Here is a 14,414-nt window from a genome sequence, read left to right as displayed (position 1 = left end):
ACTCTCCCCGGCCCGCACCCCCGGCTCACACCCGATCCGGGAACCGGGCCCCGACTCGTCCTACGTTACGCCGCGCCTGCGTCGCCTTCGAGACCGGGGCACCTCGGGCCTGGGCGAACGATCTGCGCCGTAACACGTACGGCCGTACCCGACATGCGCCGTACGGCGACCCGGCCCACGCTTGGCGTAATGCTCGCGTCGAGCCGTACAAGGAGGCAGCCATGGGCTGGTTGTGGGCGATCATCGTGGGATTCGTGCTGGGCCTGATCGCGAAGGCGATCATCCCGGGCAAGCAGCACAGTCCGCTCTGGCTGACCACCATCTGCGGCATTCTCGGCGCCATCGTGGGCAACGCCATTGCCCGAGCGGCCGGCGTCGACGCGACCAGTGGCATCGACTGGAGCCGCCACGCGTTCCAGCTCGTCGCCGCGATCATCATCGTCTTCGTCGTCGACATGGCGTACATGGCGACGATCGGCAAGAACAAACAACGAGCCTGAGGACAGCGCGCCCCAAAGGGGCGCGGGGAACTGCGCGACCAGCCACGACGAAAGCCGCGGCCCGCAGTGCACCCGCGCCCCTTTGGCGCTTACGCTCCAGTCACTTCAACGGCGGCGAGGTTCTTCTTGCCCCGCCGCAACACCAGCCACCGCCCGTGCAGCAGATCTTCCTTCGCCGGCACGGCATCCTCCGCGGCGACCTTTACGTTGTTCACGTACGCGCCGCCCTCCTTGACCGTGCGGCGCGCGGCGGACTTGCTCGCCACCAGCCCCACCTCGGCGAACAGGTCGACGACGAGACCCAGTTCGGCGACCTGGACGTGCGGTACCTCGGAGAGGGACGCGGCCAGCGTCTTCTCGTCCAGGTCCGCCAGCTCGCCCTGTCCGAAGAGGGCCTTGGACGCGGCGGTCACGGCGGCGGTCTGCTCGGCGCCGTGCACCAGCGTCGTCAGCTCCTCCGCCAGCGCGCGCTGCGCGGCGCGGGCCTGGGGACGCTCCTCGGTCTGCTTCTCCAACTCCTCAAGCTCCTCGCGGGACTTGAAGGACAGCATGCGCGCGTACGTGGAGATGTCCCGGTCGTCGGTGTTCAGCCAGAACTGGTAGAACGCGTACGGGGTGGTCATCTCCGGGTCGAGCCAGATGGCGGTGCCCTCGGACTTGCTGAACTTCGTGCCGTCGGCCTTGGTCATCAGCGGCGTGCCGTAGGCGTGCACCGTGGCGTCCGGCTCCAGGCGGTGGATCAGGTCCAGGCCCGCCGTGAGGTTGCCCCACTGGTCGCTGCCGCCCTGCTGGAGCGTGCAGCCGTACCTTCGGTAGAGCTGGAGGAAGTCCATGCCCTGGAGGATCTGGTAGCTGAACTCCGTGTAGCTGATGCCCTGGTCGGAGTCCAGACGCTTGGCGACCGAGTCCTTCGCCAGCATCTTGTTCACGCGGAAGTGCTTGCCGATGTCGCGCAGGAACTCGATCGCGGAGAGGTTCGCCGTCCAGTCGAGGTTGTTGACCATGACCGCGGCGTTCTCGCCCTCGAAGGACAGGAACGGCTCGATCTGACGGCGCAGCTTCTGCACCCAGCCGGCGACCGTCTCCGGGTCGTTCAGCGTGCGCTCCGCCGTCGGGCGCGGGTCGCCGATCTGGCCCGTGGCCCCGCCGACCAGCGCCAGCGGCCGGTGGCCGGCCTGCTGGAGCCGGCGCACGGTGAGCACCTGCACCAGGTGACCCAGGTGGAGCGACGGCGCCGTCGGGTCGAAGCCGCAATAGAACGTGACGGGACCGTCCGCGAGCGCCTTGCGCAAAGCATCTTCGTCAGTGGACAGGGCGAACAGGCCCCGCCACTTCAGCTCGTCGACGATGTCCGTCACGGTTCTCGTATCTCCTTGGGATGGTCTCGTGGAATCAGGTACGAGGTTATACGCCCTGACTGACAGAGCTCATATTGAAGTCCGGCACCCGCAGCGCGGGCATCGCAGCCCTAGTGAACCAGTCGCTCCATTCCCTCGGCAGCGTCTTTTCCGTCCGCCCGGCCTCGGTCGCCCGCCCCAGCAGATCCACCGGCGACTCGTTGAACCGGAAGTTGTTCACCTCGCCCGCCACCTCGCCGTTCTCGACGAGATAGACGCCGTCCCGGGTCAGCCCGGTCAGCAGCAGCGTCGCCGGGTCGACCTCGCGGATGTACCAGAGGCAGGTCAGCAGCAGCCCGCGCGCGGTGTTCGCGACCATCTCCTCCAGGGAGCGGTCCTCGCCCCCGCTCAGGATCAGGTTGTCGATCGACGGCGCCACCGGCAGCCCGGTCAGACCCGCGCTGTGCCGACTCGTCAACAGGTGCTGCAACTCGCCCTCGCGCACCCAGTCGGTGGCGGTCAGCGGCAGCCCGTTGTCGAACACCGACTGGTCGCCTCCCGAGGTGTGCGCGAGCACGAACGGGGCGGATTCCAGGCCCGGTTCGTTCGGGTCGCTGCGCAACGTCAGCGGCAGTTCGGCGAGCCGCTCGCCGACACGGGTGCCGCCGCCGGGCTTGGAGAACACCGTGCGCCCCTCGACCGCGTCCCGGCCCGACGCCGACCACATCTGATAGATCAGCAGGTCCGCGACCGCGGTAGGCGGCAGCAGCGTCTCGTACCGGCCCGCGGGCAGCTCGATCTTCCGCTCCGCCCAGCCCAGCCGTACGGCCAACTCGGCGTCCAGGGCCGCCGGGTCGACGTCCTTGAAGTCCCGGGTCGAGCGGCCGGCCCAGGCCGAGCGCGTACGGTCCGGGGACTTGGCGTTCAGCTCCAGCGTGCCGTTGGGCTGGTCGTGGCGCAGGCGCAGCCCCGTCGACGTACCGAGATAGCTGGTGACCAGCTCGTGGTTGGCGAAGCCGTACAGCTCGCGACCGCCCGCACGCGCGCGTGCGAACGATTCGCCGAGCGCCGGAGCGAAGTCGGTGAACACGCTGGACGAGGTCTCGGCGGGCCCGTCCGTGAAGTCGGGCGAGGGGGCCACGCCCGTGACGAGCGGCTGCGCGTCCTCGGCGGGCGCGGCCCCGCGCGCGGCGGCCTCGGCGGCCCGTACGAGCGGCTCCAGCTCCTCCGGGGTGACGGCCGACCGGGACACGACCCCCGAGGCGGTGCCCTCCTTGCCGTCGACGGTCGCGATGACGGTGAGCGTGCGCCCGCGCGTGACGCCGTTCGTGGTCAACGCATTGCCCGCCCAGCGGAGGTTGGCGGTCGACTGCTCGTCGGCGATGACGACACAGCCGTCGGCCCGCGACAGTGCGAGGGCGCGCTCGACGATCTCGTGCGGCTTGTTCGTACGAGGACTCATCGACCGGCCTCCTGGGTGGTGTTGAGGATGTTGACGCCCGTGAAGAGGGCCGACGGGCAGCCGTGCGAGACCGAGGCGACCTGGCCCGGCTGGGCCTTGCCACAGTTGAAGGCGCCGCCCAGGACGTACGTCTGCGGACCGCCGACGGCCGCCATGGACCCCCAGAAGTCGGTGGTCGTCGCCTGGTACGCGACGTCCCGCAGCTGCCCGGTGATCCGCCCGTTCTCGATCTTGAAGAACCGCTGTCCGGTGAACTGGAAGTTGTACCTCTGCATGTCGATCGACCACGACCGGTCGCCCACCACGTAGATCCCGCGGTCGACCCCGCCGATCAGATCCTCCGTGGACAGCCCCGCCGGGTCCGGCTGCAGCGACACGTTGGCCATGCGCTGCACCGGCACATGGCCGGGGGAGTCGGCGTACGCGCAGCCGTTCGAGCGGTCGAAGCCCGTCAACTTGGCGATGCGGCGGTCGAGTTGGTAGCCGACCAGGGTGCCGTCCTTGACCAGGTCCCAGGACTGGCCCTCGACGCCCTCGTCGTCGTAGCCGATGGTCGCGAGGCCGTGTTCGGCGGTGCGGTCACCGGTGACGTTCATGCGCTCGGAGCCGTACTTGAGCTTGCCGAGCTTGTCGAAGGTGGCGAAGGACGTGCCGGCGTAGGCGGCCTCGTAGCCGAGCGCGCGGTCCAGTTCGGTGGCGTGGCCGATGGACTCGTGGATCGTCAGCCAGAGGTTGGACGGGTCGACGACGAGGTCGTACAGGCCCGCCTCGACGCTCGGCGCCCGCATCTTCTCGGCGAGCAGCTCGGGGATCCGCGCCAGCTCCTCGTCCCAGTCCCAGCCGGTGCCTGTGAGGTACTCCCAGCCGCGCCCCACGGGCGGCGCGATGGTGCGCATGGAGTCGAACTCACCGCTCGACTCGTCGACCGACACCGCGTTCAGCTGCGGGTGCAGCCGGACGCGCTGCTGCGTGGTCACCGTCCCGGCGGTGTCGGCGTAGAACTTGTTCTCGTGCACGGTGAGCAGCGACGCGTCCACGTGGTTGACGCCGTCCGCCGCGAGCAGCCGGGCGCTCCAGTCCGCGAGCAGCCCCGCCTTCTCCTCGTCGGGCACCGAGAAGGGATCGATCTCGTACGACGAGATCCACGTCCGCTCCGCGTGCACGGGCTCGGCGGCCAGCTCGACCCGCTCGTCCGACCCGGCCGCCTTGATCACCTGGGCGGAGAGCTTCGCCATCGCCACCGCCTGCGAGGCGACCTTGGCGGCGGCGTCCAGACTCAGGTCCACCCCGGACGCGAACCCCCAGGTGCCGCCGTGCACGACCCGCACCGCGTACCCGAGGTCGGTGGTGTCCGACGTACCGGCGGGCCGGGCGTCCCGCAGCCGCCAGGACGCGCTGCGCACCCGCTCGAACCGGAAGTCCGCGTGCTCGGCCCCGAGCGCACGCGCGCGTGCGAGCGCGGCATCGGCCAGGGCGCGTAGGGGAAGCGCCGTGAAGGCTTCGTCGATGGAATGAGGCACGGAGGGCTCCCTGCTGTCGTGGCCTGTCGGGTCCGATCATGTCGCGCGAGACGGTGCGAGGACCACACGTTTCCGTTCGGCGTCGGCTCTTTCTGTAGAAACCCGACAGGGAGCCCCGTAACCCGCTGTCGGTGCCCGATTGTCCCGTGGAGCGAGCCGACCGATAGGTTTTCGATAAGGCCGTCTGCCAACCAGGTGTACCGGGCAGGCGCGCAGGACCGCTATCGAAAGGGTGATCCGTTGAGCCGCTCGGTTCTCGTCACCGGAGGCAACCGGGGCATCGGCCTCGCCATCGCCCGTGCGTTCGCCGACGCCGGCGACAAGGTCGCGATCACGTACCGCTCGGGTGAGCCGCCGGCCGGCTTCCTGGCCGTCAAGTGCGACATCACCGACACCGAGCAGGTGGAGCAGGCCTACAAGGAGATCGAGGCCGAGCACGGCCCGGTCGAGGTCCTGATCGCCAACGCCGGCGTCACCAAGGACCAGCTCCTGATGCGCATGTCCGAGGAGGACTTCACCTCGGTCATCGACACCAACCTCACCGGCACCTTCCGCGTCGTCAAGCGCGCCAACCGCGCCATGCTGCGCGCCAAGAAGGGCCGCGTCATCCTGATCTCGTCGGTCGTCGGCCTGATGGGCGGCCCCGGGCAGGCGAACTACGCCGCCTCCAAGGCCGCGCTGGTCGGTTTCGCGCGCTCCCTCGCCCGTGAGCTGGGCTCGCGCAACATCACCTTCAACGTCGTCGCGCCCGGCTTCGTCGACACCGACATGACCAAGGTGCTCACCGACGAGCAGCGTGAGGGCATCGTCAAGCAGGTGCCGCTCGGTCGTTACGCGCAGCCCGAGGAGGTCGCCGCGACGGTGCGGTTCCTGGCCTCGGACGACGCCTCGTACATCACTGGAGCCGTCATCCCTGTTGACGGCGGACTGGGAATGGGTCACTGATCACCATGAGCGGAATTCTTGAGGGCAAGCGCGTCCTGATCTCCGGTGTGCTGCTGGAGTCCTCCATCGCCTTCCACGCCGCCAAGCAGGCCCAGGAGCAGGGCGCCGAGATCATCCTGACCGCGTTCCCGCGGCCCACGCTGACCGAGCGCATCGCCAAGAAGCTCCCCAAGCCCACCAAGGTCATCGAGCTCGACGTCACCAACGACGAGCACCTGGCGCGCCTCGCCGACGTCGTGGGCGAGGAACTGGGCGGCCTGGACGGTGTCGTGCACTCCATCGGGTTCGCGCCGCCGGACGCGCTCGGCGGCAACTTCCTCAACACGCCGTTCGCGTCGGTCGCCACGGCGATGCACGTCTCGGCGTTCTCCCTGAAGTCGCTGACCATGGCCTGCCTGCCGCTGATGCAGAACGGCGGCTCGGTCGTCGGCCTCACCTTCGACGCGTCCTTCGCGTGGCCGCAGTACGACTGGATGGGCCCGGCCAAGGCCGCCCTGGAGGCCACCAGCCGCTACCTCGCCCGCGACCTGGGCAAGCAGAACATCCGCTGCAACCTCGTCTCCGCGGGCCCGCTCGGCTCGATGGCCGCCAAGTCCATCCCGGGCTTCAGTGAGCTGGCCTCCGTGTGGGACAACCGCTCCCCCCTGGAGTGGGACCTCAACGACCCGGAGCCGGCCGGCAAGGCCATCGTCGCCCTCCTGAGCGACTGGTTCCCGAAGACCACCGGCGAGATCGTCCACGTCGACGGCGGCCTGCACGCCATCGGAGCCTGACCTCCCGGCCCGGCCTCTCCTACGGCGTCGACGCCCCGTTTCCCGCACCGCGCGGGGAGCGGGGCGTCACCCGTTCGGCCCCTCCGGCCGGGCGGGAGCAGGGCACAACTGCGCACTCTGGATTACGCGTTCACCCACGCGATTCCCTCCCCAGCACCACCGAGGAGGTTCCCCTTGTGCGCCTGTCCCACAGCCTGGCCTCAGTGACCGTCGCCGTCGCTCTCGTCATCTCCCTGGCGTACGAGGCGATGCCGCACGCACGCGTGGAGGCTCGAAAACCAGCCGCACCCCAGCTGTTCGGCGCCGCGTGCCGCACCACCGTCCACGGCTCGCATGTGATCGCGTACTGCCACAACCCGTACCCCCAGACCGACCGTGTCAGCCTGCACATCGAGTGCGACCGCTGGTGGGACATCGACAGCGACGGCACCGGGATCGACGCCGGACCGGCGCAGACCGTACGGCTGGCCGGCCGCTGCTGGGAAGACGTCCGCGCGGTGTGGGTCAGCCACCAGAAGCGGGCGAGCTGAACCCCTCCGGAGCACCGGAACGGCCGGGGTCGAACCCCTTCTTATGAGGGCGAGCTCAACCGCCCCGGGCGGCACAGGAACGGATAGCCCGCGGCCTCCACTGCCGCCGCCTGTGCGTCACCCGCGCGGATCGCGTCCACGAGCCGCGTGTGGTCCATGTACGTCTCCGGAGTCAGCTCCTCGCCGACGTCCGCGCGCAGCCACTCGCGCAGCACCTCGCCCAGGTCGGCGTACATCGCCGTCATGACGTCGTTGTGCGAGGCCGCCACCACGGCCATGTGAAGGGTCGCGTCGGCCGTCACGAAGGCCTCCGTGTCGCCGGATGCCCAGGCCTCCTCACGTCGCGCGAGGAGGGCGTCCAGCTGCTTGAGGTCCTTCTCGGTGCGCCGCTCGGCCGCCAGCTGCGCCGCCGACGACTCCAGCGTGGAGCGCAGTTCGGCGATGTGCCGGGGATCGGCGTCCGCGAAGCGGCGGTGCATCACGCCGGCCAGCTCGCTCGTCGCCACGACATACGTGCCCGAGCCCTGGCGGATGTCCAGCAGGCCGTTGTGCGCGAGCGCGCGGACGGCCTCGCGGACCGTGTTGCGGGCGACTCCGAGCTGCTCGACCAGCTCCGGCTCGGTCGGGATCCGGGAGCCGACCGGCCACTCGCCCGAGGTGATCTGGTTCCGCAGCGCGGCGATGACCTGCTCGGACAGCGCCGATCGACGGGGGTGACTCAGGGGCATGGCACACCTTCGCATGTGCGGGGCGGAAGCAGGCCACCCGGGGATGGACAACCAATCATCCCATGATTCTATGATGGGCGGCATGGCAAGCGAGGAAACCCGGACACTGAAGTCCACGACGAACATCGGCAGCTCCGCCGTGAGCGACTCCCCGGCGCCGACAGGGAAGCAGGCCGGGAAAGCGTCCACGCGCGCGTGGACGACGCGTCTGCTCGTCGTCGGCATCGTGCTGGCCGCGCTGAACCTCCGCCCCGCCATCACCAGCCTCGGCGCCCTCCTCGAAGAGGTCCGCGACGGCCTAGGCATGAGCGGCAGCGTCGCCGGACTGCTCACCTCCGTGCCCCCGCTGTGCTTCGCCCTCTTCGGCGTCACGGCCCCGCGCCTGGCCCGCCGCTTCGGCCCGGCCGCGGTGGTCTGCGCGGGCATGGTCGCCATCACCACCGGCCTGCTCATACGGCCGTACGTCGGCGGTACGGCGGGCTTCCTGGCCGGCAGCGCGCTCGCGCTCATGGGCATCGCGGTGAGCAACGTCCTGATGCCGGTCATCGTCAAGCGCTGGTTCCCCGACCGGGTCGGCTCCATGACCGGCCTGTACTCGATGGCCCTCGCCCTCGGCACCGGCGCCGCGGCCGCGTTGACCGTGCCCATGACCGATGCCCTGGGCGGCAGTTGGCGCTCCGGCCTGACCGTGTGGGCGGCGCTGGCCGCCGCGGCCGTACTGCCGTGGACCGCTCTCGTACGACACCGGGAGGCGCCCTTCGGCCATGAGGTGCCCGCGAACCGGCGCACCCGCGCGCGGGAGGCCGAGCCCGCGCAGCCGCGGCTCCGGATCACCCGCAGCCGTACCGCCTGGGCGCTCGCCGTGTTCTTCGGGCTCCAGGCCACCGCCGCGTACATCACGATGGGCTGGATGGCACAGATCTTCCGGGACGCGGGTGTCTCCGCGGGTACGGCCGGGCTGCTCCTGGCCGTCACGATGGCGATGGGTGTGCCGCTCGCCTTCGTCATACCCCGCCTGGCCACCCGGCTGCCCCGGCAGGGGCCGATCGTCATCGCCCTCGGTGTCTGCGGCCTCGCCGGATACGCGGGCCTGTACCTCGCACCGGCCGCTGGAGCCTGGGCCTGGGCCCTGCTGCTCGGCGTCTCCAACTGCGCCTTCCCGCTGGCCCTGACGATGGTCGGCCTGCGGGCCAGGACCGGCGCGGGCGTCGCCCAGCTGTCGGCCTTCGCGCAGAGCGCCGGCTATCTGATCTCCGTCCCGGGGCCGCTCCTGGTCGGCGTGCTCTACCAGCACAGCGGCGGCTGGGGACTGCCGATCGCCCTCATGGCCGGCCTGATGGTCCCGCAGATGGCCGTGGGCGTCCTCGCGGGACGCGACCGCACCGTGGAGGACGAGGCGGCCCGCTGAGCTCACCCCGGCAGACGGGGCGCGGCCGGCAGGTGCGAGACTGGCCGTATGCCAGTGCTCGACCCGAACCCCCAGAACGGCCAGCGGAAGATGCTCCTCGTCTTCGGTTCGTTCTTCGCCATCTTCATCGTCATCGCCATCATCGCGACGATCGCGTCGCCGTGAACGCGCCCTCGTAGGCCGATGGTGGGGTTGTCCCCACCATCCCCTAGGGGGTGAGGCTCAGGGGCAAGTGGGTGGATCTCCGGATGGGTTGGGGGCCGCGCGTTCCGTAACTTCGAAGTGTGACCGCGAGAAGCGGATCGCGGACCACTCGGAGACCAGCGGAGGCATCCATGTCGGCCCCTACGCACACCCGGCCCCACCCGGCGACCACGGGCGGCGTCGACATCAGACTGCCGTGGTGGGCCCTCGCCCTGCCGGCGTTCGCCTTCATCGTGTTGCTCGTGATGATGCTCAACCCGACGGACGCGCAAGCCGCGGCCTCGGACCCGATGATCACGCACCTCTTCGAGCGCGCGCAGCAGTTCATAGGCCGCTGAGCACCCGCGGAGCCGCCCGTCAACTACCCGCGCCCCGTGGCCTGTTTCATGCGAAGCTGGATCCCATGAGCGTCGCAGAACCCCGCAGGATTGTCCTCTTCCGGCATGCGAAAGCCGACTGGCCCGAGGTGACCGATCACGAGCGGCCGCTCGCTGAGCGGGGCCGCCTGGACGCGGCCACCGCCGGAAGCAGACTCGCCGACACCGGCATCCCCTTCGATCTGGCCCTCTGCTCCACCGCGGTCCGTACCCGGGAGACCTGGAAGCTGGCCGTCCACGAACTCGCGCACCGGCCGAAAACCGTCTACGAGGAGAGGCTCTACGAGGCCTCGCCCGGCGAGCTGATCGCCGTGCTGAACGAGACGCCCGACGACACGCAGAACGTGATCCTCATCGGCCACAACCCGGGAGTCCAGGGCCTGACCGAGGTCCTCTCCGGCCCGGGCACCGGCGAGGCACGTGAGTGGCTGACCCGCCGCGGCTTCCCGGCCGCCGCCTTCGCCGTCCTGACCTTCGACGGCTCCTGGAAGTCACTGGAGCCGGGCGTGGCGACGCTGGCCGACTTCTGGGCGCCGTCCGAGTAGTCCCGTAGACCAGCAGTCCCGTAGTCCCGCACGACAAGGGGCCCGGCACCCTGCGGTGCCGGGCCCCCGAAGGTCGTACCCGGTCCGGGATCAGTCCTCGTCGTGCGTGTCCGCCGCCTCGACCTCTTCGCGGGTGACGCCCAGCAGATACAGCACGGTGTCGAGGAACGGCACGTTCACCGCGGTGTGCGCGGCCTCCCGTACGACCGGCTTCGCGTTGAAGGCGACGCCGAGACCGGCCGCGTTGAGCATGTCCAGGTCGTTGGCGCCGTCGCCGATCGCCACGGTCTGCGCGAGCGGTACGCCCGCCTCGGCGGCGAAGCGACGCAGGAGTCGTGCCTTGCCCGCGCGGTCGACGATCTCGCCGGTGACCCTGCCGGTCAGCTTCCCGTCGATGATCTCCAGCGTGTTGGCCTGGGCGAAGTCGAGCCCGAGCCGGTCCTTGAGGTCATCGGTGACCTGGGTGAACCCGCCCGACACGACACCGACTTGATAGCCGAGCCGCTTGAGCGTACGGATCAGGGTGCGGGCCCCCGGCGTCAGCCGCACCTCACTGCGCACCTTGTCCACGACCGAGGCGTCCAGTCCTGCCAGCAACGCCACGCGCGCGTGCAGCGACTGTTCGAAGTCCAGCTCCCCGCGCATCGCGGCGGCGGTCACCTCGGCGACCTCGTCCTCGCAGCCGGCGTGTGCGGCGAAGAGCTCGATGACCTCGTCCTGGATGAGCGTGGAGTCGACGTCCATGACGACGAGACGCTGGGCCCGCCGGTGCAGCCCCGCCGCCACGACGGCGACGTCGACACCGAACGCCGCCGCGTGGGTGGCAAGGGCGGTGCGCAGCGGCTCGGTCTCCACCCCGGACACCGCGAACTCGACTGCTGTCACGGGGTACTTGGCGAGCCGGAAGATACGGTCGATGTTGCCGCCGGCCTTGGTGATGCGGGCGGCGATCGCGGCGGTGGACTCCGCGGTGAGCGGATGACCGAGCACGGTCACGAGCGAACGGCCCAGGCCACGCGGCCGGTTGTCGCCGAGGCCGGAGATGATCTCCGCCTGCATCTTCATCGACTCGGCCCAGCTGTGCACGGTGGCCCGCAGGTCCCCTTCGAGCCCGGCGGGCGGCGGGGTCACGAGTGCGCACAGCACCATCCGGCCACGCGTGACGACCTGCTCGATGTCGACCACGTCGACGGAGTAGGCGGCGAGGGTGTCGAAGAGTCCGGCCGTGATACCCGGCCTGTCCTTGCCGAAGATCTTGACGAGGAGAGTGGGGACGTCAGAGGTCTGCGAAGCGCTCATGATGCCCCCACCGTATCCGGCACGCAGTGCCTTATGCCGCAGAGGTCCGCCTAGCGGACACGGAACAGTAGGTGTCGGATGGGTGGCGCGAATCTTACGGGCCGATCACGAAGGGTCTGGACGACGGTCACGAGTGGGCTGGGAACGGTCGCGAGTCGGTTGAGGGGCGGTCAGGAGGCGCGATGAGGTGATCGCGGTGGAGTGCGGTGCGGATCAGAAGTTGGCCGGTCGTCGGGCAGGGGGCGACTGATACGCCGCCGGGTGCGGGGGATACGGCCGGACGGGTGGGGCGCCGGATGTTGGGCTGCTGGCCTGTCGGGTCCTTGGGCTACGGAGGCCACGCAGCTAGGGACCCACAGAACTACGAGGGCACCCCGCGCCCCTTGTCCGCCGTCGCCACGGCTCACCCGACGCCGAAGTGGATCACCGGCGCCCCTTGGGCCGCCCAGGAGGGGGCGGTGGCGGGGTAGGAGGAGGTTGCTGCCCGCTGTCCGAGTCGTCCCCCGGCCAGTCCCGCGAGCGCGACCCGGGCCGACGCCGAGGCAGACGGGACGGCGGCTCGTCGGGCCGGGCCATGGTCGGAGCGCCGTACATGTCGGCGGGCGGCGAAGGGGTGCCGGGCGGCTGCGGGCCGTCGTAGAGGCGAGTGGGGTCGTCCGGCGGGACGACTCCGGGCGGCGGCTGCGAGCCTCCGGGGTACGGGTGGAGCCCGCCCGACCCTACGGCTCCGGGCCCCGGGCCGACCCCGGACTGCCCTGCGTTTCCCGGCAGTTGAGGCGAGCCTCCGACAGGCGGCCGACCACCTTCCTGAGGCGACCTCGCACCTGGCGGCCACGGACCCTCCTGAGGTGAGCCCCCGCCCGATGGCCACCCTGCTCCACCGGACCGAGCCCCACCGCCCAACCCGGCGCCACTTGGCCCCGCGCCTCCCGGCGGCTGCGCCCCACCCCTCCCGCGCGGGCGTTTCTCGCCGGGCCGGGCTTCGCCTCGTGGCCCGCTGTCCTCCGGTTGCCGTAGTTCGTCGGGGAGTTGGAGGTACGGGTTGGTGGCTGGGTTCGGGGCCCGGTACGGCGTGGTCGGCACGTAGGGACCCGAGTGTCCCGAGCTCTCCGGGTGCTCTGTGTGTCCCGCGCCCGCCACAGGTTGCGCGTGTTCCGGATAGCTCGGCTGTCCCGGCGCCCCGGCATCCGGCCCGGCTCCCGGAACCGTCGCCCCCACGTCACCCAGTGCCAACCGCGCCGCCTGCCATCCCGCGGCCCCGGTCGCGTACGCGAGCAGCCCCCCGACACCCCCCGCACCCGCACCCCACACCGCGCCGAGCACCAGCGCCATGCCCAGATGCCCGTGCAACTGGATCCCGGCACCGAACGCGTCGAACCCCAGTACCGACAGCGACGCGTCCACCGACACATCCGTCAGCCAGGCCAGCAACGGCAACGCCAGCGCGGTCACGATCCCCAGCCGTAAAGCACACCGCCCTGCGAAACCGAGCGCCCCCGGACTTCCGACGGGCGCACCACCACGACGACCGACACCCCTCTCCCCACCCGCCCCCAACGGCGTCCGCACCGCGGTAAGCACCCCCGCCAGCAGCATCATCAACGCCGCGGCAACCCCCAACAACCACACCCGACTGTCCAGTTCGGCCAGTCGTCCCAACGTCACCGGCTGGTTGGACTTCACGCTCAGGAGTTGGTCCAGGGGGTGGGGGAGCAGCTTCGCGAGTTCGCCCGTCGCCTTGCCGTCCCAGGGGACGAAGAGGCCGAGCGGGATGCCGAGCCAGACCCCGTTGGGCGCGCCCAACAGCGCGGCGCCCGCGATCCGTTTCGGGTGGTCGTCGCCGATCGCCGCGTACGCCGCCGCCGCGAGCCCCGCCGCCACCGCCACCAGCAGCACCGTGACGAGCGCGGACGCGGCCGGTCGTACGACGCGGTGGACGGCCTCCCAGCCGCGAGGGAGGGGGGTGCGGCGGGATGCCAACAGGGCGATGAGGAGGATGCCGGCCGACCAGCCCAGGCCGCCGAGCAGGGTCGGCGCCGTGTCGACCGTGAAGCCGACCGCCGCCTTCGCCTTGACCAGGTCGCCGATCTTGCCCGGCAGCAGCCCGCCGATGTCACCGATGTCGCCGAGGCCGGGGATCTTCAGCCCGCCGCCGCTCCCTCCACCGCCGCCCGTCAGTTTGTCGAGGCCCAGTTTGCCGCCGTCGATCGTGATGACGTCGTGGCCCGCCCAGGCCAGCCCACCCAGCATCGCCACGAAGAGCGCGACCACCGAGCCCACGCGCGCGACGAGTTCGGCCGGGGCGATCACAACTCCGGCCGCCCGCAGGGACCGTAGGAAGAAATACGACAGCAGGAGTGCGCCCACCAGGCTCACGCCCAGTGGGGTGATCGTGACGGCTGTGGTCGCCTGGGCGCCGGTCAGGCCGAACGCGGACACATCGCCTGTCGGCGTGACCGAACCGCCCGCGCCGAGGGCCACCACCGCCGCGGTCATCGGGCCGAGCGAGCCCGCCGTGTCGGCGCCCAGCAGGTGCAGACCGAGTGCGGCCGTGCCCGCCATGCCTATCAACGCCCAGCTCACCGAGGCGATCGCGGACAGCAGGACGTCACCCCACGGCAGCCTCGTACCGTGCCTCGCCGTCTCGATCCTCGTCGCTGAGCTCATGGCAGACCCCCCGATCCGCGGCGCGGTGCGGACACCACGCATGTCCCCCTCGCGTGGATTACCACTCTCCGGGTCGGTTTCAACCCCGTCAACGGAACCGGCGGAAGCGTGCGGGCGTG

The 14,414-nt window shown here is 70.7% G+C and carries 14 protein-coding genes; 8 read left to right on the top strand and 6 right to left on the bottom strand.

Annotated elements, in window-relative coordinates:
* The first annotated feature begins 221 nt into the window (after positions 1 to 221).
* Positions 222 to 500 (top strand): GlsB/YeaQ/YmgE family stress response membrane protein, encoded by a 279-nt coding sequence (locus AB0I69_RS47750; protein ID WP_033286407.1) that lies wholly within the window; start codon positions 222 to 224, stop codon positions 498 to 500.
* A gap of 89 nt (positions 501 to 589) precedes the next feature.
* Here AB0I69_RS47750 and tyrS read toward each other — a convergent pair whose 3' ends face one another.
* The 3 genes from tyrS to AB0I69_RS47735 are packed head-to-tail and all read right to left on the bottom strand — an operon-like array spanning position 590 to position 4,819.
* Positions 590 to 1,858, bottom strand: a complete 1,269-nt coding sequence (tyrS, locus tag AB0I69_RS47745) for a tyrosine--tRNA ligase (protein ID WP_363102129.1) — start codon at positions 1,856 to 1,858, stop codon at positions 590 to 592.
* A gap of 46 nt (positions 1,859 to 1,904) precedes the next feature.
* Complete coding sequence (locus tag AB0I69_RS47740; RefSeq protein ID WP_363102128.1) at positions 1,905 to 3,299, bottom strand: metallopeptidase TldD-related protein; 1,395 nt, start codon at positions 3,297 to 3,299, stop codon at positions 1,905 to 1,907.
* On the bottom strand, positions 3,296 to 4,819 hold the full coding sequence (locus AB0I69_RS47735) for a TldD/PmbA family protein (protein WP_363102127.1): 1,524 nt from the start codon (positions 4,817 to 4,819) through the stop codon (positions 3,296 to 3,298). Before AB0I69_RS47735 ends, AB0I69_RS47740 begins: the two co-directional genes overlap by 4 nt.
* A gap of 240 nt (positions 4,820 to 5,059) precedes the next feature.
* On the opposite strand from AB0I69_RS47735, the gene fabG reads away from it, so the two are divergent.
* The 3 genes from fabG (at position 5,060) to AB0I69_RS47720 (ending at position 7,067) form a co-directional block, all read left to right on the top strand.
* Positions 5,060 to 5,764 carry a 3-oxoacyl-[acyl-carrier-protein] reductase gene (fabG, locus tag AB0I69_RS47730; RefSeq protein WP_363102126.1) on the top strand — a complete coding sequence of 235 codons (705 nt, stop codon included), beginning with the start codon at positions 5,060 to 5,062 and terminating at the stop codon, positions 5,762 to 5,764.
* 5 nt (positions 5,765 to 5,769) lie between these two features.
* Positions 5,770 to 6,537 (top strand): enoyl-ACP reductase FabI, encoded by a 768-nt coding sequence (fabI, locus tag AB0I69_RS47725; protein ID WP_317886143.1) that lies wholly within the window; start codon positions 5,770 to 5,772, stop codon positions 6,535 to 6,537.
* A gap of 176 nt (positions 6,538 to 6,713) precedes the next feature.
* Positions 6,714 to 7,067 carry a hypothetical protein gene (locus AB0I69_RS47720; RefSeq protein ID WP_363102125.1) on the top strand — a complete coding sequence of 118 codons (354 nt, stop codon included), beginning with the start codon at positions 6,714 to 6,716 and terminating at the stop codon, positions 7,065 to 7,067.
* A gap of 41 nt (positions 7,068 to 7,108) precedes the next feature.
* On the opposite strand, the gene AB0I69_RS47715 is transcribed toward AB0I69_RS47720, so the two are convergent.
* A complete protein-coding gene (locus tag AB0I69_RS47715) occupies positions 7,109 to 7,795 on the bottom strand; it encodes a FadR/GntR family transcriptional regulator (protein WP_363102124.1) in 687 nt (228 codons plus the stop codon).
* Positions 7,796 to 7,865: 70 nt separating this feature from the next.
* Here AB0I69_RS47715 and AB0I69_RS47710 point away from each other — a divergent pair, with 70 nt between their 5' ends.
* From AB0I69_RS47710 to AB0I69_RS47695, 4 genes are all read left to right on the top strand, one after another.
* Positions 7,866 to 9,203, top strand: coding sequence for a CynX/NimT family MFS transporter (locus tag AB0I69_RS47710; RefSeq protein WP_363102123.1), 1,338 nt, complete (start codon positions 7,866 to 7,868; stop codon positions 9,201 to 9,203).
* 48 nt (positions 9,204 to 9,251) lie between these two features.
* Positions 9,252 to 9,368, top strand: coding sequence for an SGM_5486 family transporter-associated protein (locus AB0I69_RS47705; protein WP_086021959.1), 117 nt, complete (start codon positions 9,252 to 9,254; stop codon positions 9,366 to 9,368).
* A gap of 170 nt (positions 9,369 to 9,538) precedes the next feature.
* A complete protein-coding gene (locus AB0I69_RS47700) occupies positions 9,539 to 9,745 on the top strand; it encodes a hypothetical protein (RefSeq protein WP_363102122.1) in 207 nt (68 codons plus the stop codon).
* 65 nt (positions 9,746 to 9,810) lie between these two features.
* Complete coding sequence (locus AB0I69_RS47695; protein WP_363102121.1) at positions 9,811 to 10,329, top strand: histidine phosphatase family protein; 519 nt, start codon at positions 9,811 to 9,813, stop codon at positions 10,327 to 10,329.
* A 90-nt stretch (positions 10,330 to 10,419) separates the two neighbouring features.
* On the opposite strand, the gene serB is transcribed toward AB0I69_RS47695, so the two are convergent.
* Entirely contained in the window at positions 10,420 to 11,628 is a 1,209-nt protein-coding gene (serB, locus tag AB0I69_RS47690) for a phosphoserine phosphatase SerB (RefSeq protein WP_363102120.1), read from the bottom strand.
* Positions 11,629 to 12,051: 423 nt separating this feature from the next.
* Positions 12,052 to 14,295 (bottom strand): streptophobe family protein, encoded by a 2,244-nt coding sequence (locus AB0I69_RS47685; protein ID WP_363102119.1) that lies wholly within the window; start codon positions 14,293 to 14,295, stop codon positions 12,052 to 12,054.
* Positions 14,296 to 14,414: the final 119 nt, after the last annotated feature.

Origin of the sequence: Streptomyces sp. NPDC050508 (genome assembly GCF_040655155.1) — a bacterium.
Lineage (GTDB): Bacteria > Actinomycetota > Actinomycetes > Streptomycetales > Streptomycetaceae > Streptomyces.
This window is presented reverse-complemented; position numbering and strand designations above follow the sequence as displayed.

What these genes read in the sequence shown, in the direction of transcription:
- AB0I69_RS47705 (WP_086021959.1), top strand. Translation starts at nt 9,252, where the DNA reads ATGCCAGTGCTCGACCCGAACCCCCAGAACGGCCAGCGGAAGATGCTC.
- AB0I69_RS47700 (WP_363102122.1), top strand. Translation starts at nt 9,539, where the DNA reads ATGTCGGCCCCTACGCACACCCGGCCCCACCCGGCGACCACGGGCGGC.
- AB0I69_RS47715 (WP_363102124.1), bottom strand. Translation starts at nt 7,795, where the DNA reads ATGCCCCTGAGTCACCCCCGTCGATCGGCGCTGTCCGAGCAGGTCATC.
- AB0I69_RS47685 (WP_363102119.1), bottom strand. Translation starts at nt 14,295, where the DNA reads ATGAGCTCAGCGACGAGGATCGAGACGGCGAGGCACGGTACGAGGCTG.
- AB0I69_RS47695 (WP_363102121.1), top strand. Translation starts at nt 9,811, where the DNA reads ATGAGCGTCGCAGAACCCCGCAGGATTGTCCTCTTCCGGCATGCGAAA.
- AB0I69_RS47740 (WP_363102128.1), bottom strand. Translation starts at nt 3,299, where the DNA reads ATGAGTCCTCGTACGAACAAGCCGCACGAGATCGTCGAGCGCGCCCTC.
- serB (WP_363102120.1), bottom strand. Translation starts at nt 11,628, where the DNA reads ATGAGCGCTTCGCAGACCTCTGACGTCCCCACTCTCCTCGTCAAGATC.
- fabI (WP_317886143.1), top strand. Translation starts at nt 5,770, where the DNA reads ATGAGCGGAATTCTTGAGGGCAAGCGCGTCCTGATCTCCGGTGTGCTG.
- AB0I69_RS47750 (WP_033286407.1), top strand. Translation starts at nt 222, where the DNA reads ATGGGCTGGTTGTGGGCGATCATCGTGGGATTCGTGCTGGGCCTGATC.
- AB0I69_RS47710 (WP_363102123.1), top strand. Translation starts at nt 7,866, where the DNA reads ATGATGGGCGGCATGGCAAGCGAGGAAACCCGGACACTGAAGTCCACG.